This window comes from Pseudacidovorax sp. NFM-22 (assembly GCF_021401245.1).
Taxonomy (GTDB): domain Bacteria; phylum Pseudomonadota; class Gammaproteobacteria; order Burkholderiales; family Burkholderiaceae_C; genus Xenophilus.
In genome coordinates this window covers 511,565-533,142 of the sequence record NZ_JACBFY010000004.1, presented here as the reverse complement: position 1 = coordinate 533,142, position 21,578 = coordinate 511,565, and the positions used below count along the sequence as shown (strand labels likewise).

The following is a 21,578-nucleotide window of genomic DNA, read 5'->3' as shown; positions in this document are numbered from 1 at the left end:
ACGCCAATGATGGCGCAATATTTACGGTTGAAAGCCGACCATCCCGAGACATTGCTGTTCTACCGGATGGGCGACTTCTACGAGCTCTTCTACGCCGATGCCGAGAAGGCGGCGCGCCTGCTCGACATCACCCTCACCACGCGCGGCCAGTCGGCCGGCTCGCCGGTGGTCATGGCCGGCGTGCCCTTCCATTCGGTCGACACCTACCTGGCGCGCCTCATCAAGCTGGGTGAGTCGGTCGCCATCTGCGAGCAGGTGGGCGAGGTCGGTGCCGCCAAGGGCCCGGTCGAGCGCAAGGTGGTGCGCGTGGTCACGCCCGGCACGCTCACCGACGCCGAGCTGCTTGCCGACAAGAGCGACGCCATCCTGATGGCCGTGCATGCCGGCCCGCGCAATGCCTGCGGCCTCGCCTGGCTCAGCGTCACCGGCGCCGAGGTGCACCTGGCCGAGTGCGACGCGAATGCCCTGGAAGGCTGGCTGCAGCGGGTGGGCCCGAGCGAGTTGCTCTACAGCGCAGAGGTCACGCCCGCCTTCGAGCAGCGCCTGAAGCTGCAGCGGGAGCCCGGCGGCTTCACGCTGTCGGTGCGGCCCGCCTGGCAGTTCGACCCCGGCCTGGGCGAGCGCAAGCTGCGCGAGCAGCTCGGCGCCGCCAGCCTGGCGGCCTGGGGCGCGGAATCGCTGGGCCAGGCCCATGCCGCCGCCGCGGCGCTTCTGGGCTATGCCGAGCACACGCAGGGCCGCACGCTGTCGCACCTGCAACGCCTGGCCGTCGAGCGCGATGGCGAGCTGATCGAGCTGCCCGCCACCACGCGCCGCAACCTCGAATTGGTGCAAACGCTGCGCGGCGAGGAGTCGCCCACGCTCTTCTCGCTGCTGGACACCTGCATGACCGGCATGGGCAGCCGCATGCTCAAGCGCTGGCTGCTGGCGCCGCGCCGCGACCGGGCCGAGGCCCAGGCCCGGTTGGGCGCCATCGCCGCCCTGCGCGCACCCGCGCCCGGTGAGACCGCGGCACCCTGGAAGCTGCTGCGTGAGCAGCTCAAGAACACCAGCGACGTGGAGCGCATCGCCGCGCGCGTCGCGCTGCGCCAGGTGCGGCCGCGCGAACTGGTCGCGCTGCAGCTGGCGCTGGCCAAGTGCGAGCGCCTGGGGCCGCTGCTGCCCACGGGCGCAACACTGCTGGGCTACTTCGCCGAAGAGCTGGTGCCGCCGCCCGGTTGCGCCGAGTTGCTGGCGCGTGCCATCCAGCCCGAACCCGCCGCGCTGGTCCGCGAGGGCGGCGTGATCGCCACCGGCTTCGACGCCGAGCTGGACGAGCTGCGCGCCATCGGCGAGAACTGCGACGGCTTCCTGCTGGAGCTGGAGACGCGCGAGCGCGCCCTCACCGGCATCGCCAACCTGCGGGTGCAGTTCAACCGCGTGCATGGCTTCTACATCGAGATCACGCAGAGCGCCCTTTCGCGCGTGCCCGAGCACTACCGCCGCCGCCAGACGCTGAAGAACGCCGAGCGCTTCATCACGCCCGAACTCAAGGCCTTCGAGGACAAGGCCCTGTCGGCACAGGACCGCGCCCTGGCGCGCGAAAAGTGGCTCTACGAGCAGTTGCTCGACCAGCTGCAGCCGCATGTGCCGGCCCTCACCCGTGTGGCCGCTGCGCTGGCCTCGCTCGACGCCCTTGCGGCCCTGGCCGAGCGTGCGCACATGCTGAACTGGAACGCGCCGAGCTTCGTGGCCCATCCCTGCATCGAGATCGAGCAGGGCCGCCATCCGGTGGTGGAGGCGCGTCTGGCCGAAAAATCCAGCGGCGCCTTCATCGCCAACGACACGCGCCTGGGTCCCAGCCAGCGCATGCAGGTCATCACCGGCCCGAACATGGGCGGCAAGTCGACCTACATGCGGCAGGTGGCCATCATCGTGCTGCTGGCCTCCATCGGCTCCTGCGTGCCGGCCCACAGCTGCAGGCTGGGCCCCATCGACGCCATCCACACCCGCATCGGCGCGGCCGACGACCTGGCCAACGCCCAGTCCACCTTCATGCTGGAGATGACCGAGGCCGCGCAGATCCTGCACAGCGCCACGCCGCATTCGCTGGTGCTGATGGACGAGATCGGCCGCGGCACCAGCACCTTCGACGGCCTCGCACTGGCCGCGGGCATCGCGGCGCATCTGCACGACAAGGCCAGGTCCTTCACCCTCTTCGCCACGCACTACTTCGAGCTGACGGAGTTTCCGGCCACGCACCGCGCCGCACTCAACATGCACGTGAGCGCGACCGAGAGCGGGCGCGACATCGTCTTCCTGCATGAGATGCAGCCCGGCCCCGCCAGCCGCAGCTACGGCATCCAGGTGGCGCGGCTGGCCGGCATGCCGGCGGCGGTGCTCCACCATGCCCGCGGTGCGCTGGAGGCGCTGGAGTCGCAGCAGACCCAGGCGCAGGCCCAGGTGGACCTGTTCGCGCCGCCACCGGCAGCCGAGACGCCACAGGAGAGCCCCGTAGAATCCGCCTTGGCCACGCTCGACCCCGATGCGATGAGCCCCCGGGAGGCGCTCGAAGCGCTCTACACACTCAAGAAGCTGCAACAACGCGAGCGTCGGGACTGAAGCCTCCGCGGCCCGCCCGCCGACCGCGCATCACCATGACGTACTGCGTAGGCATCAAACTCAACGCCGGCCTGGTCTTCCTGTCGGATTCCCGCACCAATGCGGGCGTGGACCACATCAGCACCTTCCGCAAGACCATCGTCTACGAGCAGCCGGGCGACCGCACAATGGTGCTGCTGTCGGCCGGCAACCTGTCGATCTCGCAGTCGGTGCGCGAGATCCTGCAGATCGAAGAGCTGGAAGAGCACGGCCGCGAAGGCCCGCCCATCACCATCTGGAACGCCCGGAGCATGTTCGACGCCGCGCGCGTGCTGGGCTCGGCCGTGCGCCATGTGTACGACCGCGACGGCGAGGCGCTGAAGGCGGCCGGCGTGGACTTCAACGTGAGCTTCATCCTCGGCGGGCAGGTCAAGGGCGAAGGCATGCGGCTCTTCCTGGTCTATTCGGCCGGCAACTTCATCGAGGCCACGCCCGAGACGCCCTACTTCCAGATCGGCGAAGCCAAATATGGCAAGCCGGTGCTCGACCGCGTGCTCACGCCCGACACGCCGCTGGACGAGGCCGCCAAGTGCGCGCTGGTGTCGATGGACTCGACCATGAAGTCCAACCTGTCGGTGGGCCTGCCGCTGGATCTGGTGGTCTACGAGGCCAACCGCCTGCAGACCGACAAGGTGATCTGCATCGACGCCGACAACCCCTACTTCCGCATGATCCGCGACGGCTGGGGCCGCAAGCTGCGCGAAGTGTTCGACAGTCTCGAAGACCCGGTCTGGAACGATGACCACACCGCGCATCCGCTGAAGATGCCGGCCGGCCGCCACGGCGCGCTGCGCAAGATCTCGACGCGGGACGAGAAGCTCATCTGAGAAGACCCGCCCGCTCGGCCTGCGGATTCGTCCGCGCGTCGTGAGCCGGGCGGTGCGGCACCTCGCTCGGCGCCTGCCCCTGTCCTCCCACCCCGATTCCCGATTCCACCGCCTGCTGCCGACCGTGCCTGCCTCCGCGCCCTTGCCATCCGCCACGGCCACGCTGCCGCCCATCGTCTTCTCGCACGGCAACAGCTTTCCGGCCAGCACCTACCGGGTCATGCTCGACAGCCTGCGCGCCCGCGGCTTTGCCGTGCACGCCATCGAGAAGTTCGGCCATGACCCGCGCTTTCCGGTCACGGACAACTGGCCGCACCTGGTCGAGCAGCTGGCCGAGTTCACGGCGCCCATCGCCGACGCCGCGGGCACCGCGCCCTTCCTCGTCGGCCATTCGCTCGGCGGCATCCTGAGCGTGATGTGTGCGTCCCGGCATCCGCTGCTGGCGCGCGGCGTGGTGATGATCGATTCGCCCATCATCGACGGCTGGCGCGCCGGCACGCTGGGGCTGGTCAAGCGCACGCCGCTGATGCGCCGCGTCTCGCCGGGCATGGTCAGCCGCAAGCGCCGCGACAGCTGGGAAGACCGCGAGGCGGTGTTCGAACACTTCCGCCACAAGAAGGCCTTCGCGCGCTGGGACCCGCAGGTGCTGCACGACTACATCGACCACGGCACCTTCGTGCACGGGGATGCACGCGCCCTCGCCTTCGACCGCGACGTCGAGACCGCGATCTACGACAACCTGCCCGACAACATCGGCCGCCTGCTGCGCAGCCGGCCGCTGCAGTGCCCCTGCGCCTTCATTGGCGGCCGCCAGTCGGTGGAGATGAAGCGCGCCGGCATGGCCGCCACCCTGCGGCTGACGCGTGGGCGCATCAGCATGCTGGACGGCACGCACCTCTTTCCGATGGAAAAGCCCATCGCCACGGCAGCAGCCATCGAAGCGATGCTGCGCAACCTGCTCTGAGGACTTTCTCGGCCCGCGTGGGGCGTGGAGGTCGGCGAGCACGATGCGGGCGCCAAAGGACAAAAGCCACCGGCCTGCGACCGGTGGCTTTTCTGTTTGCACCTGATGTGAAGGCTCAGGGAAGCGCGCTACGCCTGGCGGATGCGCCCCTCCAAAACCGTTCGGGCTGAGCTTGTCGAAGCCGGGGCGCGATAACCCGCCCCGCGCCACTCAATCCGCCCAGACCACCATCCCGCTCCAGGCCGTGCCCAGCACGATCAGGCCGAACACGATGCGGTACCAGGCGAAGGGAATGAAACTGTGGGTGGAGATGTAGCGCAGCAGCCAGCGCACACACAGCCAGGCGCTGATGAAGGAGAAGACCAGGCCCACCGCGAACATCGGGATGTCGGCCACCGACAGCAGCGCCCGCTCCTTGTAGAGGCTGTAGACGCCCGCGCCGATCAGCGTCGGGATGGCCAGGAAGAAGGAGAAGTCGGTCGCCGCCTTGCGCGAGAGGCCCAGCAGCATGCCGCCGATGATGGTGGAGCCGCTGCGGCTGGTGCCGGGGATCATGGCAAAGCACTGCACCAGGCCGACCTTGACCGCGTCCCAGGGCGTCATGTCATCCACATGCTCGACGCGCACGGCACCCGGCGGCCGCTTCTCGGCCCAGAGGATGATGAAGCCGCCAATGATGAAGGTGCTGGCCACCACGGTGGGGATGAACAGGTGTGCCTTGATTGCCTTGCCGAACAGCAGGCCCAGCACCACGGCGGGCAGGAAGCCGATCAGCACGTTGAGCGCCAGACGTTGCGCTTTTCGCTGACGGGGCAAGGCCACGACGGTGGACTTGATCTTCTGCCAGTACACCAGGATCACCGCGAAGATCGCGCCGGTCTGGATCGCGATGTCGAAGACCTTGGCCTTGCCGTCATCGAAGCCCAGCAGCGAGCCTGCGAGGATGAGGTGACCGGTGGAGGAAATCGGAAGGAACTCGGTGAGCCCTTCCACGATGCCCATGATGGCGGCCTTGGTCAGCAGAACGATGTCCAAAACGGAACTCCTGTTTTCGAAAGCCGGGCCGTTCAGCCCGCGAGACACACAAAACCCAAAACAAAAAAGCCGCTGTGGATTTGACTCCACAGCGGCTTTCAGCTTCTTTAATAGTGGTCGGTGTGAAAGGATTCGAACCTTCGACCCCTTGCACCCCATGCAAGTGCGCTACCAGGCTGCGCCACACACCGAAGCCATAAAGTATATACCGGATTTCACTGTCTTCGCGAACTTCGAAGGGAGAAATTCGCTTCGCTCAGTAGAAGCTGAGCAGGTCGCGGATCTCCACCAGTTCGCGGCGCAGTAGCGCCACGGGATAGGCGTCCGAGATCATCGGCAACGGCGATCCGACGACCAGTTCGGCCTCGGCTGCGACAAGATGCGCCGAGTGGCGCGCGCCCTCCGCCACGAACGGGGGCGGCTCCTCGAAGACGGGCTCGTCGTCGAAGGACGGCTCGGCGAAGGCAGGCTGGGCGTCGGCCTCGTCGGCAGGCATGTCCCCCCGGCGGCGACGCTCGCGCTCGGCTTGCGCCAGTTCCTGCAGCCGGTTGCGGGCGCCGCTGATCGTGAAGCCCTGCTCGTAGAGCAGGTCCCGGATGCGACGGATCATCAGCACCTCGTGGTGCTGGTAGTAGCGGCGATTGCCCCGGCGCTTCATGGGCCGCAACTGCGTGAATTCCTGCTCCCAGTAGCGCAGCACATGCGGCTTGACCCCGCACAACTCAGCCACCTCACCGATGGTGAAGTAGCGCTTGACGGGAATCGGAGGGAGGCTGTTCTCCATCGAAATCAACACGGTGCGAGGCAAACGTGCGAGGTTACTCCAGCAGTGCAGCACATACCAGACACCGAACGTTCAAAGTGCGCGCAGATGTGACCGGGTCCTCGTGCCCGGGTGCCGCAGCGCTGCGTGCGCTTGGGCGCCCTGCGGGCTCGCACTGACATCAGCCAAGCTCGGCGCGCTCGGCCTCGATGGGGGCGGCCGTGACCGGGGATGCGGCGTCGGCCGCGACGGCCTCGTGCAACTGCTCCTTGAGCTTGGCGCTGGCGTGGAAGACCGCCACCCGGCGCGGGCCGATCGGGATCGATTCGCCCGTGCGCGGATTGCGCCCCGGCCGCGCGGCCTTGGTCCGGATCTGGAAGTTGCCGAAGCCCGAGATCTTGACCTCGTCACCTTCGATCAGGCGCTGGGCGATGACCTCGAAGAAGGCCTCGACCATGTCCTTGGCTTCGCGCTTGTTGAGGCCGATCTGCTCGAACAGCAGTTCCGACAGCTGCGCCTTGGTCAGCGCGGGCGTCTCGATGGCGTCGATCTTGAATTCCATGTCGTCGTCCTCGGTGTCAGCCGCGCAGGCGGGCGCCGACCTGTTGCTGGGCCTTCGCCACGATGGCCGCCACGGCGGCATCGACCTGCTCGTCGGTCAGCGTGGCCTCCCCCAGGAAGGCCAGGCGCACGGCCATGCTCTTCTCGCCCGCGGCGAGGGCGCCGGGCGCAGCAGCGTTTGCCTCAGGCGCCGGCCGGTAGATGTCGAACAGCGCCGCATCGCGCAGCAGGCCACCGGTGTCGGCGGCGCGCACGGCGTCCAGCAGGGCGTCGTGGCTCACCGATTCGGCCACCACCACGGCGATGTCGCGCTCCACGGACTGGTGGCGCGGCACCGGACGCAGGGCCGGCATGGCCCGCGCCGTCACGGCGTCGAGGGACAGTTCGAACAGCATGGGCGCGAAGGGCAGATCCCACTGCTGGCGCCAGCGCGGGTGCAGCTCGCCGATGAAGCCGACCGGCTGGTCATCCACGAGCACCCGGGCGCAGCGGCCCGGATGCAGCCCGGGATGCTCCGCCTTCTCGAAACGCACGGCGCGCGGCGCGAGCAGCGCCTCGACATCGCCCTTGGCATCGTAGAAGTCCACGCGCTGCGGCTTGCCGTCCCAGCGCGAGGCCTCGTCGTCGCCCCAGGCCAGGCCCGCCACGTGCACCGGCTGGCGCACGCCCTTGACGCTGCTGTCGCTGGTCACGACGGCGTCGTCGCGCACGAACACGCGGCCGACCTCGAACACGCGCACGCGCGGTGCCTTGCGGTCCAGGTTGAACTTGAGCACGGCCAGCAGCGACCCCATGAGCGAAGAGCGCATCACGCTCATCTGGCTGGCGATGGGGTTGAGCAGCTGCACCGGGTTGGCATTGCCCGCCAGGTCGCGCTCCCAGGCGGCTTCGACGAAGCTGAAGTTGATCGTCTCCTGGTAGCCCAGGTCGGCCAAGCGATGGCGCACGGCGAAGCGGCTGCGCTGCGCTTCCGAGAGCACCCGGGCGCGGATGGGCGCCAGCGGCGGCGTGGACGGCAGGTTGTTGTAGCCGACGAGGCGGGCGACCTCCTCGATCAGGTCTTCCTCGATGGCGATGTCGAAGCGGTGCGGCGGCGGCGTGACGGTGAGGGTGCCCTCGCCTTCGGTGAAGTCGAGGTGCAGCTTGCGCAGCACGTCGGCGCACTGGGCCTGGGTGATCGGCATGCCGATCACGCGCTCGGCACGCGCCACGCGCAGCGTGACGGGCGTGGCCTCGGGCAGCTTCAGGACCTGGTCGTCGATGGGGCCGGCCTGGCCGCCGCAGATCTCCTGCACCAGGCGGGTGATGCGCTCGATCATGGCCACGGTGCGGCTCGGATCCACGCCGCGCTCGAAGCGGTGGCCGGCGTCGGTCGAGAAGTTGAAGCGGCGCGAGCGGCCCTGGATGGCGGCCGGCCACCAGAAAGCCGCCTCGATGTAGATGCTGCTCGTGTCGTCGGACACGGCCGTGGCGTCGCCGCCCATGATGCCGGCCAGGGACTCGACCTCGCGTTCGTCGGCGATCACGCCCACCTGCGCGTCGACCGTGACGGTGTTGCCGTTGAGCAGCTTGAGTTGCTCGCCCGGCTTGCCCCAGCGCACCGTCAGGCCGCCATGGATCTTGCCCAGGTCGAAGATGTGCGAGGGCGAACCGTACTCGAACATCACGTAGTTGGAGATGTCCACCAGCGGCGACACGCTGCGCTGGCCGCAGCGCGCCAGGCGCTCGACCATCCAGGCCGGCGTGGCCGCGCGGGTGTTGACGCCGCGCACGATGCGTCCCGAGAAGCGACCGCACAGGTCGGCGGCCTCGACGCGCACCGGCAGCTTGTCGTCCAGTTGCGGCTGCACCGGCTCGATGGCCGGCGTCTGCAGAGGCGCGCCGGTCAGCGCCGACAGTTCACGCGCGATGCCGTAGACCGACAGGCCATGCGCCAGGTTGGGCGTGAGCTTGATGGTGATCAGCACGTCGTCGAGCTGCAGCAGATCGCGCACGTCGGCGCCCACCGTCGCATCGCCAGCGAGTTCGAGCAGACCGCCGTGGTCGTCGCTCAGGCCCAGTTCGCGGGCGGAGCACAGCATGCCCTGGCTTTCCACGCCACGCAGCTTGCCCAGCTTGATCTTGAAAGGCTTGCCGTCCTCGCCGGGCGGCAGTTCGGCACCGACCAGCGCGCAGGGCACCTTGATGCCCACGCGGGCGTTGGGCGCGCCGCAGACGATGTTCAGCAGGGCACCCTGGCCGGCGTCCACCTGGCACACACGCAGGCGGTCGGCGTTGGGATGCTGCACGGCCTCCTTGATCTCACCGACGACGATCTTGGTGAAAGGCGGCGCGGCGGAACGGCGCTCCTCGACTTCGAAGCCGCCCATGGTCAGCGTGTCGGCCAGGGCTTCGGAGGACAGCGGCGGATTGCAGAAGGCGCGCAGCCAGGATTCGGGGAATTGCATCGGGTCGCCCTCGTCTTATTGGAATTGGTTCAGGAAACGCAGGTCGCCGTCGAAGAAGAGCCGCAGGTCGCTCACGCCATAGCGCAGCATGGCCAAACGATCAATACCCGAGCCGAAGGCGAAGCCGATGTACTTCTCCGGGTCCAGGCCCATGTTGCGCACCACCTGCGGATGCACCTGGCCCGAGCCCGAGACCTCCAGCCAGCGGCCGGCCAGCGGCCCCTTCTCGAACATGATGTCGATTTCGGCGCTGGGCTCGGTGAAAGGGAAGTAGCTGGGGCGGAAGCGCAGCTTGAGCGCGCTGGTCTCGAAGAAGGCCTGGATGAAGTCCAGGTACATCACCTTCAGGTCCTTGAAGCTGACGTTCTGGCCGATCCACAGCCCCTCGACCTGATGGAACATGGGCGAATGCGTGGCATCGCTGTCCACACGGTAGGTGCGGCCCGGCGCGATCACGCGGATGTCGGGCATGCTCTCCTGGCCGGCGTACTGGCGCGCATGGGCCTGGGCATAACGCACCTGCATCGGCGAGGTGTGCGGGCGCAGGTTGAACAGCTGGCCGTCGTCGTCCTTCATGTCGACGTAGAAGGTGTCCTGCATCGACCGCGCGGGGTGGTTCGGCGGGTTGTTCAGCGAGGTGAAGCTGAACCAGTCGGTCTCGACCTCGGGGCCGTCGGCCACGTCGAAGCCCATGCTGGCGAAGATGGCCTCGATGCGCTCCTGCGCGCGCGCCACCGGGTGCAGGCCGCCCCCGACACGGCGACGGCCAGGCAGCGTGACGTCCAGCGCCTCGGCCTGCAGCTGGGCGTTGAGTTCGGCATCGGCCAGTTCCTGGCGGCGGGCATTGAGCGCGGCCTCGATCGCCTGCTTGGCCACGTTGATGGCGGCGCCGCGGCTCTTCTTCTCGTCGACCGGCAGTTGGGCCAGGCCCTTCATCAGTTCCGTGACGCGGCCGGACTTCCCCAGGAACTGCGCCTTTGCGTTCTCGAGCTCAGCGGGTGCCCGGGCGCCGGCAAAGGCGGCACGGGCTTGGTCGACCAGGGTGTCCAGTTCGTTCATGGAATGCGTGCGATGCGGAGAAAGGAGTGGGCCGTGGCCGCTGGATGCGACAGCACCGACCGGGAGTCGATGCGCGCACCGCGGGGCCCATGAAAAAGGGCCGGAGCTTTTTCAAGCGCCAGCCCTGGAACCGTGGGCGTGCGCGGCTCCGCCGGAGCGGACGCGCACTGGGCGGAATCAAGCAGCCAGCTTGGCCTTGACCTGCTCCACGATGCCGGCGAAAGCCGCCTTGTCGTGCACGGCGATGTCGGCGAGGACCTTGCGGTCGATCTCGATGCCGGCCTTGCGGATGCCGTTGGCAAACTGGCTGTAGGTCAGGCCCAGTTCACGGGAGGCGGCGTTGATACGCGCGATCCACAGACGACGGAAAACGCGCTTCTTGGCACGGCGGTCACGGTAGGCGTACTGGCCCGCCTTCATCACCGCCTGCTTGGCGATGCGGAAGACGTTGCCGCGACGACCGCGGAAGCCCTTGGCAAGGGCGAGAACCTTCTTGTGGCGGGCGCGAGCGGTTACACCACGTTTGACGCGAGGCATATTGAATCCTTCCTAGTTCGTCGGTTGATCAAATGCCTTGGCCGGGCAGCATGGCGGCCATCGAAACCATATTGGTCTCGTGAACCGTCACCGCACCGCGCAGGTGGCGCTTGTTCTTGGTGGTCTTCTTGGTCAGGATGTGACGCTTGAAGGCTTGACCGCGCTTGACGGTGCCACCGGGACGAACGCGGAAGCGTTTCTTCGCGCTGCTCTTGGTCTTCATCTTGGGCATGTGAATGCTCCTTTTACTTGTGCTCGCAAGGCGCCGGGAATCCTTCCCGGACTTGTTGGCCTTCGAGGCACTTCTTCATTCCGCCACCCGCGCCTTGCGGCGCCAGCGGCGAAATCCTTTGCAGGCAGGCGAAGCTCGCGCTTCAGGCCTGGCCGGACGTTGCCGGCTCGGCGGCCTTGGGAGCCGCCCCACCCTTCTTGCGGCCCGGCGCGATCATCATGATCATCTGCCGGCCTTCCAGCTTGGGGAACTGCTCGACCACGATGGCGTCGCCCAGTTCGTCCCGGATGCGCTGCAGCAGGGCCAAGCCCAGCTCCTGGTGCGTGATCTCGCGACCGCGGAAGCGCAGCGTGATCTTGCACTTGTCGCCGTCGTCCAGGAAACGACGGATGTTGCGCATCTTGATGTTGTAGTCGCCATCGTCGGTACCGGGCCGGAACTTGACTTCCTTGACCTCGATGACCTTCTGCTTCGACTTCGCCTCGGCGGCCTTCTTCTGTTCGAGGAATTTGAACTTGCCGTACTCGATCAACCGGCAGACCGGCGGATTGGCGGCAGCAACCACCTCGACCAGGTCCACGTCGTGCTCGCCGGCCAGACGCAATGCCTCGGAAAGGCTCACAACGCCCAGGGCCTCGTTTTCGGGTCCGAACAGGCGAACTTCCGGGGCCATGATTTCCCGGTTCAGGCGGTGTTGGCGTTCCTCGCGTTGGCGACGGTCGCGAAATGCAGTAGCGATGGCTTCAGTCCTTCATCAGATGCTACAAATTCTGTAGCTAACGCCGTTATTGGCACGCACCAAGCAAAGCACAGACCCGGCAGTAAAGCTCGGACCTGAGGGTTGTCAACGCTTGCTGGAGATGTCGTCGGCGATCTTTTGGGAGAACGCCTCCACCGACATGACACCGAGGTCGACATTGCCTCGGGCGCGCACCGCGACGGCACCGGCTTCCTTTTCCTTGTCACCCACGACGAGGATGTACGGAAGCTTTTGCAGCGAATGCTTGCGTATTTTATACGTGATCTTCTCGTTCTGCAGATCGAGCTGCACCCTAAACCCTTGATGGCGCAGCGTTTTCGCAACTTCCGCAGCATAGTCGGCCTGCGCATCCGTGATGTTCAGCACCGAAATCTGCACCGGCGCGAGCCAAACAGGCATGGCGCCGGCGTGGTGCTCGATCAGCATTCCGATGAAGCGCTCGAGGCTGCCGACGATGGCCCGGTGCAGCATCACCGGGTGGGCGCGACCGCTGGACTCCGTCACGTACTCGGCGCCCAGGCGCTCGGCCATGTTGAAGTCCACCTGCATCGTGCCGCACTGCCACTGGCGGCCGATGGCGTCGCGCAACGTGTACTCGATCTTGGGGCCATAGAAGGCCCCATCGCCCGGGGCGATGACGAAGTCCACGCCCGATCGGCGCAGCGCTTCCATCAGCGCGCCTTCGGCCTTGTCCCAGAGCTCGTCGGAGCCGATGCGATGCTCGGGGCGCGTTGCCACCTTGTAGAGGATGTCCGTGAAGCCGAAGTCCGCATACACCTTGAGCAACTGCGACGTGTAGGCCACGCATTCCTCGAGGATGTGGTCCTCCGTGCAGAAGATGTGGCCATCATCCTGCGTGAAGCCGCGCACACGCATGATGCCGTGAAGGCCGCCCGAGGGCTCGTTGCGGTGGCACTGGCCGAACTCGCCGTAGCGCAGCGGCAGTTCGCGGTAGCTGCGCAGGTCGCTCTTGAAGATGAGCACGTGGCCAGGGCAGTTCATCGGCTTGAGCGCGTAGTCGCGCTTCTCCGACTCCGTGACGAACATGTTCTCGCGGTAGTTCTGCCAGTGGCCCGTCTTCTCCCACAGGCTCTTGTCGAGGATCTGCGGGCCCTTCACTTCCTGGTAGCCCGTGTCCTTGTAGACCTGGCGCATGTACTGCTCCACGGCCTGCCACAGGGCCCAGCCCTTGGGATGCCAGAAGACCACGCCGGGTGCCACGTCGTCGATGTGGAACAGGTCGAGTTCCTTGCCCAGCTTGCGGTGGTCGCGCTTCTCGGCCTCCTCGATGCGCTGGATGTACTGATCGAGCTGCTTCTTGTCGGCCCAGGCCGTGCCGTAGATGCGCTGCAGCTGCTCGTTCTTGGCATCACCGCGCCAGTAGGCGCCGGCCAATTTCGTGAGCTTGAAGACCTTCAGGAAGCGCGTGTTGGGCACGTGCGGGCCGCGGCACATGTCCACATATTCCTGGTGGTAGTACAGGCCCATGGCCTGTTCATCCGGCATGTCCTCCACAAGGCGCAGCTTGTAGTCCTCGCCGCGGGACTTGAAGACATCGATCACCTCGGCGCGCGGCGTCATCTTCTTGATGACGTCGTAGTCCTGCGCGATCAGTTCCTTCATGCGCTGCTCGATGGCCGCCATGTCGTCGGGCGTGAAGGGGCGCTCGTAGGAGATGTCGTAATAGAAGCCCTCGTCGATCACCGGGCCGATCACCATCTTGGCCGTGGGATAGAGCTGCTTGACCGCATGGCCGACCAGGTGGGCGCAGGAGTGGCGGATGATCTCCAGCCCTTCCTCGTCCTTGGGCGTGATGATCTGCAGGCGAGCGTCGTGGTCGATGACGTCGCTGGCGTCCACCAGCTTGCCGTCCACCTTGCCGGCCACCGTGTTCTTGGCGAGGCCGGGGCCGATGGACTGGGCCACTTCGGCCACCGTCACGGGGCCGGGGTATTCGCGGCGGGAGTTGTCGGGGAGCGTGATCTGGATCATGGGAAACCTTGGAGCGGAAAACAAAAAAGCGCGGGGGTGAGCCGCGCTTCGTGCTGGATGAGCGTGCCGGACCTGCCGGCGCTGCGCGGGCCTACCGGCCGCTCCCCTGGGGAAGCAGACCGAACGATGCGGTGCCAGTAGTTCGCGGTGTCATAACCAGATTGCCTTTCTCGCCCTTGTTGGTGAACAGACGATGAGCGCGCGATTGTAGCGGCCGCTCGGCCGCAGCCCTGCTGCAGGTGCCGATGCGCAACACGCTGCAAAGAAAGATCAAGGCACTTCTCAGAACCGCAAGAGGCCAGAGCGGCGCAGCGCATTCCCGACGCGCACCCAACACGCAAAAAGGGCCCGGCCACCGGCCGAGCCCTGCTCCCTGAGCGAACCTGCTGAACCGATCAGTGGAACTGCTCTTCCTCCGTCGAGCCCGTCAGCGCCTTCACGCTGGACGAGCCGCCCTGGATGACGGTGGTCACGTCATCGAAATAACCGGCGCCGACTTCCTGCTGGTGCGACACGAAGGTGTAGCCCTTCTCGCGCGCGGCGAACTCGGGCTCCTGCACCATCTCGGTGTAGTGCTTCATGCCTTCGCCGCGGGCATAGGCATGGGCGAACTGGAAGGTCTGGAACCAGTTGATGTGGATGCCGGCCAGCGTGATGAACTGGAACTTGTAGCCGAGGGCCGACAGGTCTTCCTGGAACGAGGCGATCTGCTTTTCGTTCAGGTTCTTCTTCCAGTTGAACGAGGGCGAGCAGTTGTAGCTCAGCAGCTTGCCCGGGCAGGCGGCATGCACGGCCTGGGCGAACTCGCGGGCGAAGCCGATGTCGGGCACGCCGGTCTCGCACCACACCAGGTCAGCATAGGGCGCGTAGGCGACGCCGCGGCTGATGGACTGCTCCAGGCCATTCTTGACGCGGAAGAAGCCTTCCTGCGTGCGCTCGCCCGTCAGGAAGGGCTTGTCGTTGGCGTCGTGGTCGCTGGTGATCAGGTTGGCAGCCTCGGCGTCCGTGCGGGCCAGCACGATCGAAGGCACACCCATCACGTCGGCGGCAAAACGCGCGGCGATCAGCTTCTCGACGGCCTCTTGCGTGGGCACCAGCACCTTGCCGCCCATGTGGCCGCACTTCTTGACGGCCGCCAGCTGGTCTTCGAAGTGCACGCCCGCGGCGCCGGCCGCGATCATGTTCTTCATCAGCTCGAAGGCGTTGAGCACGCCGCCGAAGCCGGCTTCGGCGTCGGCCACGATGGGCAGGAAGTAGTCGACGAACTCGGCATCACCGGGGTTGATGCCGCGGCCCCACTGGATCTCGTCGGCACGCTTGAAGGTGTTGTTGATGCGGCGGACCATGGTGGGCACCGAGTCGTACGCGTACAGCGACTGGTCGGGGTACATGGTCTCGGACGTGTTGCCGTCGGCGGCGACCTGCCAGCCCGACAGGTACACGGCCTCCAGGCCCGCCTTGGCCTGCTGCATGGCCTGGCCGGCGGTGATGGCGCCGAAGGCGTTGACGTAGCCCTTCTTGGCACCGCCGTTGATCTTCTCCCACAGCTTCTCGGCGCCGCGCTGGGCCAGCGTGTACTCGATCGGCACGGAGCCGCGCAGGCGGACCACGTCGGCCGCGCTGTAGCCGCGCTTCACGCCCTTCCAGCGCGGGTTGGTCGCCCAGTCCTTCTCGAGGGCGCTGATCTGCTGGTCGCGGCTGAGTTGTTCGGTGACGGCTTGAGGCATGGTGCTGGACTCCAAGGTTGCAATGCGTGGTCGGAAGGCTGGGCGGCGAGGTCGCCGCTTGGCCTCTACTTTACGACCACCTCTTGTGTCTTATGTCTTATATAAGACTTTTTTTAGTCCAATGAATTCAATGAGTTAGAGAGCGAATTCCGCATCAAGAAATCAACTTCTTTGCCATGAAAGACGGAAGTGCGTCCGCCCACCGCCTTATCTCACCATGAGAAATGCCTTTTCCGTGCGTGGAAGGCGATGCGGCTGGCCATCGAACCGCGGCAACGCGTAAACCCACAGGTGCACCGCGGGCGAGAAGACGGAGCCTTGACCTCATGGAGCCGTCGCTCAACCACGCCCTTGCCGCGCCTGCCAATGCGCAATCCAGTCGCCCGAAGGAATCACCGGCGTCCCGCGGACGTGCCGGGGATGGATCTCGTAGACCAGGCACGTGACGTGCCGGCCCTCGTCGAGCGCAACCGACACGTGGCGCCGGCGGTACTCGCCCTCGTCGTCATCCTGGACCTCCTCCAGCGCATCGAGCGCGCGCTCGACCTCCGGCGCGACCTCGTACACCTCGCCCACGACCCGGCCGTCTCCCCCGAGCACCACACCCGGATACGGCCCCAGGTCGTGCAGCACACCGGCGATGCAGCCTGCGCCGCGGAAGCGCGGGGCCGGCGGTCCGAAGCGATGGATGTCATTGCTGCCCCCGCGCCGCAAGGTGCCATAGACGAACACGGCGCATGGCTGCGCCGGGGAGCGATCCGGAAGGAAGGTGTTCAGGGGCTCAGGCATGATCGACCGCCCCGCGCACGCAAGCGCGGGACATGAAGGAAAGAAAGAACAGTCTAGTGACGCCCTCCTCTGCGCCGACCTCGTCCCATCGCCTGCTTTCCTATGGTTGCCTGGCGCTCAGCATGACGCTCGTCGGCAGCTATGTGGCGCTGTCCAAGCCACTGGTGGCGACCTTTCCCGTGCTGCTGCTGGCCTGGCTGCGCTTCGGCATCGCCGCACTCGCGATGCCGCACTGGCTGCGCAAGCCCGCCGACGAGCCGCCGATGACCGGGCGAACGCGCGGGCTGGTGTTCCTCGAGTCCTTCCTCGGCAACTTCCTCTTCTCCATCTTCATGCTGTTCGGCGTGCGCATGACGAGCGCGGTCTCGGCGGGCGTGATCATGGCGGCCATTCCCGCGATGGTGGCCATCGGCAGTTGGATGTTCCTGCGCGAGCGCATCGGCGCGCGCGTGGTGGCGGCCATCGGTTGCGCCGCCGCGGGCATCGGCCTGCTGGCGCTGGCCCCGCATCCGGCCCATGCGGAAGCCACCGGCGGCGCGCCCGCAATGCCGTGGCTCGGCAACCTGCTGGTGTTCTGCGCGGTGCTGTGCGAAGCGGCCTATGCGGTCATCGGCAAATCGCTCACGGGTCGGCTGGGGCCTCGCCGCATCTCCGCACTGATCAACCTGTGGGGCTTTGCGCTGAGCACCCCGTTCGGCGTCGTGCTGGCCTGGCATTTCGACTTCGCCGCGGTTCCGGCGGGCATGTGGATGCTGCTGGTGGCCTACGCCCTGGCGGCCAGCATCTGGACGGTGTGGCTCTGGATGACCGGACTGAAGGGCGGCGTGCCAGCCTCGCAGGCCGGTGTGTTCACGGTGATGTTGCCGGTGGCGGCGGCGCTTGTGGGCGTGTTCGTGCTCGGCGAGTCGCTGTCGGCGTTGCAACTGCTGGCCTTTGCTGCCGCGCTGGCCGGTGTCGTGCTGGCCACATGGCCTTCGCGCAGCCGCGGAACAACGCAGACGCAGCTTTGAATGGCGCAGGCCCGTTCCCTCGGAAAAAAAGCAACGCACCCCTTTGAAAAGCCTTGTTCTCCCTTGGAAAGGCGTTTCTTCTCCATTAGCATCAGGGACACCCAGGAAGACACCGTTTTCATTGGGAAGACTGCATCTATCCAACGACAAGGACTCAACCATGGCAACTGCAAAGAAAGCTCCGGCGAAGGCGCCGGCGAAGAAGGCCGCGGCGCCTGCCAAGAAGGCGGCCCCGGCGAAGAAGGCGGCTCCGGCCAAGACGGCCGCCGCACCGGCGAAGAAGGCCGCTGCCAAGAAGGTCGCAGCCAAGCGCACCCCCAACGCCGCCTTCATGAAGGCCCTCACCCCCAGCCCCGCACTGGCCGCCGTGGTGGGCAGCACCCCGCTGCCCCGCACCGCCATCGTGAGCAAGCTGTGGGACTACATCAAGAAGAACAACCTGCAGGACAAGGCCAACAAGCGAATGATCAACGCCGACGCCAAGCTGAAGGAAATCTTCGGCAAGGCCCAGGTCTCGATGTTCGAACTGGCCTCGCTGATCGGCTCGCACGTCAAGTAAGACGCGCCTTACGGCCAGCAGAAAGGGACGTGCAATGCACGTCCCTTTTTCTTTGCCGATCGGCCTGACAGTGGGCCCGGATCGAAAAAGCCGGCACCGGGCCGTTCAGCACGTCAGCCAGCAGCAGCCCCCTTGGCGATGGCAGCCTCGCGGATCGCGCCGAGCGTCGTGCGTGTGGTGATCACTTCCGGGTCGAGCGGAATCTCGATCAGCGTGCCTGTCGGCGCCTCCAGCGCACGCAGCAACGCCGCCTCGAAGTCCTCCGTGCGCGTCACGCGCTCCGCCGCATAGCCGTAGGCGCGGGCGAGTGCGCAGAAATCCGGATTGCCCAGGACCGTCCCGCTGATGCGCGTGGGGTACTCGCGCTCCTGGTGCATGCGGATGGTGCCGAACATGCCGTTGTTGAGCAGCACCACGATGCTGCGGCCACCGTGCTGCATGGCCGTGGCCAGTTCCTGGCCGTTCATCAGGAAGTCGCCGTCGCCTGCCACGGTGAAGGCCACCCGGCCCGACACGATGTTGGCGGCGATGCCCGCCGGCACGCCGTAGCCCATCGCGCCGCTGGTGGGCGCGAGCTGCGTCTTGAAGCCCTTGGCCAGGCCATGGTGACGAAAAAAGCGGTGCATCCAGCTGGCGAAGTTGCCGGCGCCATTGGTCACCACCGCATCGGCGGGCAGGTGCTTCTGCACGACGCCGACGATGGCGGCCATGTCGACGGGCCCGGGCAGTGGTTGCGGCACCAGGTTGGCCTCGTAGCTGGCATGGACCTGCTGCGCCCAGCCGGCCCAGGGCACCTCCGGCGGGGCGGTCAGCACTTCCAGCGCACGGGCCGCGGCATTCATGGTGGTGTTGAACGCCAGGTCGGCCTGGTACACGCGATGAAGCTCTTCCCCGCTGGCGTGGAAATGCACCAGCTTCTGGCGACTGCGCGGCGCCTCCAGCAGCGTGTAGCCGCCCGTGGTCATCTCGCCCAGCCGCGGGCCGATGGCGATCACGAGATCGCTCTCGCGCACATGGGCCGCCAAGCGCGGGTTGATGGCGATGCCCACGTCGCCGGCGTAGAGCGGATGGTGGTTGTCGAAGGTGTCCTGGAAGCGGAAGGCATTGGCCACCGGCAGCTGCCAGTTCTCGGCAAAGCGCTGCAGTGCCTGGGCAGCCTGCGGCGTCCAGCCACCGCCGCCCGCGATGACGAGCGGCCGCTCGGCGGCCAGCAGCATCGTGCGCAGGGTGCGAAGCGCGCCCGGATCGGCCCAGGCCTGCGGCGGTTCGACGCGCGGCAGCGGCAGGGCTGCGGTCGGCGCACGCAGCATGTCCTCGGGCAGCACCAGCACCACCGGCCCCGGGCGGCCGCTCATGGCGGTCGCGAAGGCGCGGGCCACGTACTCCGGCAAGCGATCGGCATCGTCCACGCGCTCGACCCGCTTGGCGAACCCCTTCGTGCTGGGGCCGAAGAAACTGGCGAAGTCCACCTCCTGGAAGGCCTCGCGGTCGCGGAAATCGCTGCCCACATCCCCGACCAGCAGCACCATAGGCGTCGAATCCTGGAAGGCGGTATGCACGCCGATGGACGCGTTGGTGGCGCCCGGCCCGCGTGTCACGAAGCACACGCCCGGACGGCCGCTCAGCTTGCCGTGGGCCTCGGCCATGAAGGCGGCGCCGCCTTCCTGCCGGCAGGCCACGAAGCGGATCTGCGCCTCGTGGTCATGGAAGCCATCGAGCGCCGCCAGGAAGCTTTCGCCCGGCACGCCGAACACATGGGAAACACCTTGGGCGACGAGGCATTCGACCAGCAGATGGCCGGCGGGACGGGAAGCGGTCATGAGGTGAAGTGAGGCGCGGACGCCGGAAGCTGCAGAAAGTTGGGCGATTATCGGCAGCCCGCGTTGCCGGCGGCCTTAGTTAACCATATAGTGAATTAAAAGATGAGCGACGATCCCACCCTCTCCGAAACGCGCCTGCGCGATGCCGACCGCTCGCAGGCCGCCATCCTGCTGGCTGCGCGCGAGGAGTTCGCCGGACACGGCCTTGCCGGCGCACGGATGGACCGCATCGCCGAACGCGCCGACGTCAACAAGCGCCTCATCTACTACTACTTCGGCAGCAAGGACGACCTGTTCCTGGCCGTGCTCGAGCGCGTCTATGCCGACATCCGCACGGCCGAGCAGCAGTTGCACCTGGACGAGGTCGAGCCGGTGGAGGCGGTGCGGCGCCTGATCTCCTTCACCTGGCACTACTACCTGGAGCATCCGGAGTTCATCACCCTGCTCAACAGCGAGAACCTGCACCGCGCCGAGCATCTGCGCCGCTCCGACCGCATCCAGGAGATGAACTCGCCGCTGGTGCAGCTGCTGGACGGCGTGGTCGAGCGAGGCCGCCGGTCGGGCGTCTTCCGAGCGGGCGTCGACCCCATCCAGCTCTACATCTCGATCGCCTCGCTGTGCTACTTCTACCTGTCGAACAACCACACGCTCTCGGCCATCTTCGGGCGTGACCTGCGCGCGCCCAAGGCCATGGCGCAGCGGCTGTCGCACATGACGGAACTGGTGCTGGGCTACCTGATGCACTGACCCGGGTATCTACCGACGAGGACGCGTTGACGGCGCGAGAGCCTCGGAGACAGAATCTCCTAAATTCACCAATTGGTGAATAAAACAGGAGACAAGACCGATGCGCTTCGTTGCCGGCGCCGCCCTGGCGGCCGCTTTCACCCTGTCCGTCGCCCCGGTGCCCGCGCTGGCCGAGGCCGCCTACCCCAGCAAGCCGATCCGCGTGATCGTGCCCTTCGCGGCCGGCAGCACCACCGACATCATTGCCCGCGCCATCACCGACAAGATGAGCCAGAGCATGGGCCAGCAGCTGGTCATCGACAACCGCGGCGGCGCGAGCGGCACCATCGGGCAGGCGGCCGTCGCCTCGGCCGCGCCGGACGGCTACACGGTGATGATCCATTCGTCCTCGCACACCGTCAGCCCGTCCACCTTCGCCAAGCTGCCCTTCGACACGGTGCGCGACTTTGCGGGCGTGACACCGATCTCCTCGCTCTCCAATGCGCTGGTGGTGTCGCCGCAGAAGGGCTACCGCACGCTGGGCGATCTGCTGGCCGCCGCGCGCGCCCAGCCGGGCAAGCTCAACTTCGCCTCGGCCGGCCAGGGCAGTGCCACGCACCTCAATGCCGAGAAGTTCAAGCTGGCGGCGCGCATTGATGCGACCAACATTCCCTTCAAGGGCTCGGCCGAGGCCGTCACCGAGGTGCTGGCGGGCCGCGTCGACTACTACTTCTCGCCCATCGCCCCCGTGATCGGACAGATCCGCGAAGGCCAGTTGCTGGCCCTGGCCGTGGGATCGCCGCAGCGCGCCGGCGCCCTGCCCGACGTGCCCACCACGGCCGAAGCCGGCGTGCCCGGCTCCGAATTCAACTTCTGGATCGGCATGATGGCCCCGGCCAAGACACCGCGCCCCGTGATCGAGCGGCTGCATGCCGAGGTGCTCAAGGCGCTGGCCACGCCCGAGGTCAAGGAGCGCTTCGCCAAGCTGGGCGCCGACACCTGGACGCTCAAGCCCGAGCAGTTCGACGCCTACATCAAGGACGAGATCGCCAGCAACGCGTCGGTGGTCAAGGCCGCCGGCCTGGCGGCCCAGCAGTGACGCACGGCGGCGGCGCCGCCGCCCCGGCCCC

At 66.9% G+C, this 21,578-nt stretch carries 19 protein-coding genes and 1 tRNA gene; 7 read left to right on the top strand and 13 right to left on the bottom strand.

The features are described 5' to 3' along the window. The first annotated feature begins 6 nt into the window (after positions 1-6). The 3 genes from mutS to L0984_RS17325 all read left to right on the top strand — a co-directional run bounded on the left by mutS (position 7) and on the right by L0984_RS17325 (position 4,431). Positions 7-2,601 carry a DNA mismatch repair protein MutS gene (mutS, locus tag L0984_RS17335; protein ID WP_234195058.1) on the top strand — a complete coding sequence of 865 codons (2,595 nt, stop codon included), beginning with the start codon at positions 7-9 and terminating at the stop codon, positions 2,599-2,601. Between the two features lie 35 nt (positions 2,602-2,636). Further along, positions 2,637-3,467 (top strand): proteasome-type protease, encoded by an 831-nt coding sequence (locus L0984_RS17330; RefSeq protein WP_234194963.1) that lies wholly within the window; start codon positions 2,637-2,639, stop codon positions 3,465-3,467. Positions 3,468-3,630: 163 nt separating this feature from the next. After that, entirely contained in the window at positions 3,631-4,431 is an 801-nt protein-coding gene (locus tag L0984_RS17325; RefSeq protein WP_255697476.1) for an alpha/beta fold hydrolase, read from the top strand. A gap of 210 nt (positions 4,432-4,641) precedes the next feature. Here L0984_RS17325 and L0984_RS17320 read toward each other — a convergent pair whose 3' ends face one another. The 12 genes from L0984_RS17320 to L0984_RS17265 form a co-directional block, all read right to left on the bottom strand. Next, positions 4,642-5,466 (bottom strand): undecaprenyl-diphosphate phosphatase, encoded by an 825-nt coding sequence (locus tag L0984_RS17320; protein WP_234194957.1) that lies wholly within the window; start codon positions 5,464-5,466, stop codon positions 4,642-4,644. 114 nt (positions 5,467-5,580) lie between these two features. Continuing rightward, positions 5,581-5,657: transfer RNA gene (locus L0984_RS17315), tRNA-Pro, on the bottom strand. 65 nt (positions 5,658-5,722) lie between these two features. Next, positions 5,723-6,250, bottom strand: a complete 528-nt coding sequence (locus L0984_RS17310) for a MerR family transcriptional regulator (RefSeq protein WP_234195056.1) — start codon at positions 6,248-6,250, stop codon at positions 5,723-5,725. A gap of 160 nt (positions 6,251-6,410) precedes the next feature. After that, on the bottom strand, positions 6,411-6,791 hold the full coding sequence (locus L0984_RS17305) for an integration host factor subunit alpha (RefSeq protein ID WP_017760992.1): 381 nt from the start codon (positions 6,789-6,791) through the stop codon (positions 6,411-6,413). A 16-nt stretch (positions 6,792-6,807) separates the two neighbouring features. After that, positions 6,808-9,237: a phenylalanine--tRNA ligase subunit beta gene (gene pheT, locus L0984_RS17300; protein ID WP_234194955.1), complete on the bottom strand. Its 2,430-nt coding sequence runs from the start codon at positions 9,235-9,237 to the stop codon at positions 6,808-6,810. Positions 9,238-9,252: 15 nt separating this feature from the next. Next, the gene (pheS, locus tag L0984_RS17295) at positions 9,253-10,296 is read right to left on the bottom strand and encodes a phenylalanine--tRNA ligase subunit alpha (protein WP_234194953.1); all 1,044 of its coding nucleotides are present in this window, start codon (positions 10,294-10,296) and stop codon (positions 9,253-9,255) included. A gap of 177 nt (positions 10,297-10,473) precedes the next feature. After that, positions 10,474-10,833 (bottom strand): 50S ribosomal protein L20, encoded by a 360-nt coding sequence (gene rplT / locus L0984_RS17290; RefSeq protein ID WP_017758897.1) that lies wholly within the window; start codon positions 10,831-10,833, stop codon positions 10,474-10,476. A 28-nt stretch (positions 10,834-10,861) separates the two neighbouring features. Then, complete coding sequence (gene rpmI / locus L0984_RS17285) at positions 10,862-11,065, bottom strand: 50S ribosomal protein L35 (protein WP_017758898.1); 204 nt, start codon at positions 11,063-11,065, stop codon at positions 10,862-10,864. A 142-nt stretch (positions 11,066-11,207) separates the two neighbouring features. Next, positions 11,208-11,804: a translation initiation factor IF-3 gene (infC, locus tag L0984_RS17280; RefSeq protein WP_081682094.1), complete on the bottom strand. Its 597-nt coding sequence runs from the start codon at positions 11,802-11,804 to the stop codon at positions 11,208-11,210. 105 nt (positions 11,805-11,909) lie between these two features. Next, on the bottom strand, positions 11,910-13,817 hold the full coding sequence (gene thrS / locus L0984_RS17275) for a threonine--tRNA ligase (protein ID WP_234194952.1): 1,908 nt from the start codon (positions 13,815-13,817) through the stop codon (positions 11,910-11,912). Between the two features lie 395 nt (positions 13,818-14,212). Further along, entirely contained in the window at positions 14,213-15,544 is a 1,332-nt protein-coding gene (gene aceA, locus L0984_RS17270) for an isocitrate lyase (RefSeq protein ID WP_234194951.1), read from the bottom strand. Positions 15,545-15,883: 339 nt separating this feature from the next. Further along, positions 15,884-16,333, bottom strand: coding sequence for a gamma-glutamylcyclotransferase family protein (locus tag L0984_RS17265; RefSeq protein ID WP_234194949.1), 450 nt, complete (start codon positions 16,331-16,333; stop codon positions 15,884-15,886). A gap of 122 nt (positions 16,334-16,455) precedes the next feature. On the opposite strand from L0984_RS17265, the gene L0984_RS17260 reads away from it, so the two are divergent. Both L0984_RS17260 and L0984_RS17255 read left to right on the top strand, forming a co-directional pair. After that, complete coding sequence (locus tag L0984_RS17260) at positions 16,456-17,343, top strand: DMT family transporter (RefSeq protein WP_234194947.1); 888 nt, start codon at positions 16,456-16,458, stop codon at positions 17,341-17,343. Between the two features lie 160 nt (positions 17,344-17,503). Beyond that, entirely contained in the window at positions 17,504-17,902 is a 399-nt protein-coding gene (locus tag L0984_RS17255) for an SWIB/MDM2 domain-containing protein (RefSeq protein ID WP_017757410.1), read from the top strand. Positions 17,903-18,015: 113 nt separating this feature from the next. Here the strand turns inward: L0984_RS17255 and L0984_RS17250 are convergent, their stop codons facing one another. After that, the gene (locus L0984_RS17250) at positions 18,016-19,722 is read right to left on the bottom strand and encodes a thiamine pyrophosphate-binding protein (RefSeq protein ID WP_234194946.1); all 1,707 of its coding nucleotides are present in this window, start codon (positions 19,720-19,722) and stop codon (positions 18,016-18,018) included. A 102-nt stretch (positions 19,723-19,824) separates the two neighbouring features. Between L0984_RS17250 and L0984_RS17245 the strand changes: the two genes are divergently transcribed. Both L0984_RS17245 and L0984_RS17240 read left to right on the top strand, forming a co-directional pair. Next, positions 19,825-20,469: a TetR/AcrR family transcriptional regulator gene (locus L0984_RS17245; RefSeq protein WP_234194945.1), complete on the top strand. Its 645-nt coding sequence runs from the start codon at positions 19,825-19,827 to the stop codon at positions 20,467-20,469. A gap of 100 nt (positions 20,470-20,569) precedes the next feature. Next, positions 20,570-21,547, top strand: coding sequence for a tripartite tricarboxylate transporter substrate binding protein (locus tag L0984_RS17240; protein WP_234194943.1), 978 nt, complete (start codon positions 20,570-20,572; stop codon positions 21,545-21,547). The last annotated feature ends 31 nt before the right edge of the window (positions 21,548-21,578 follow it).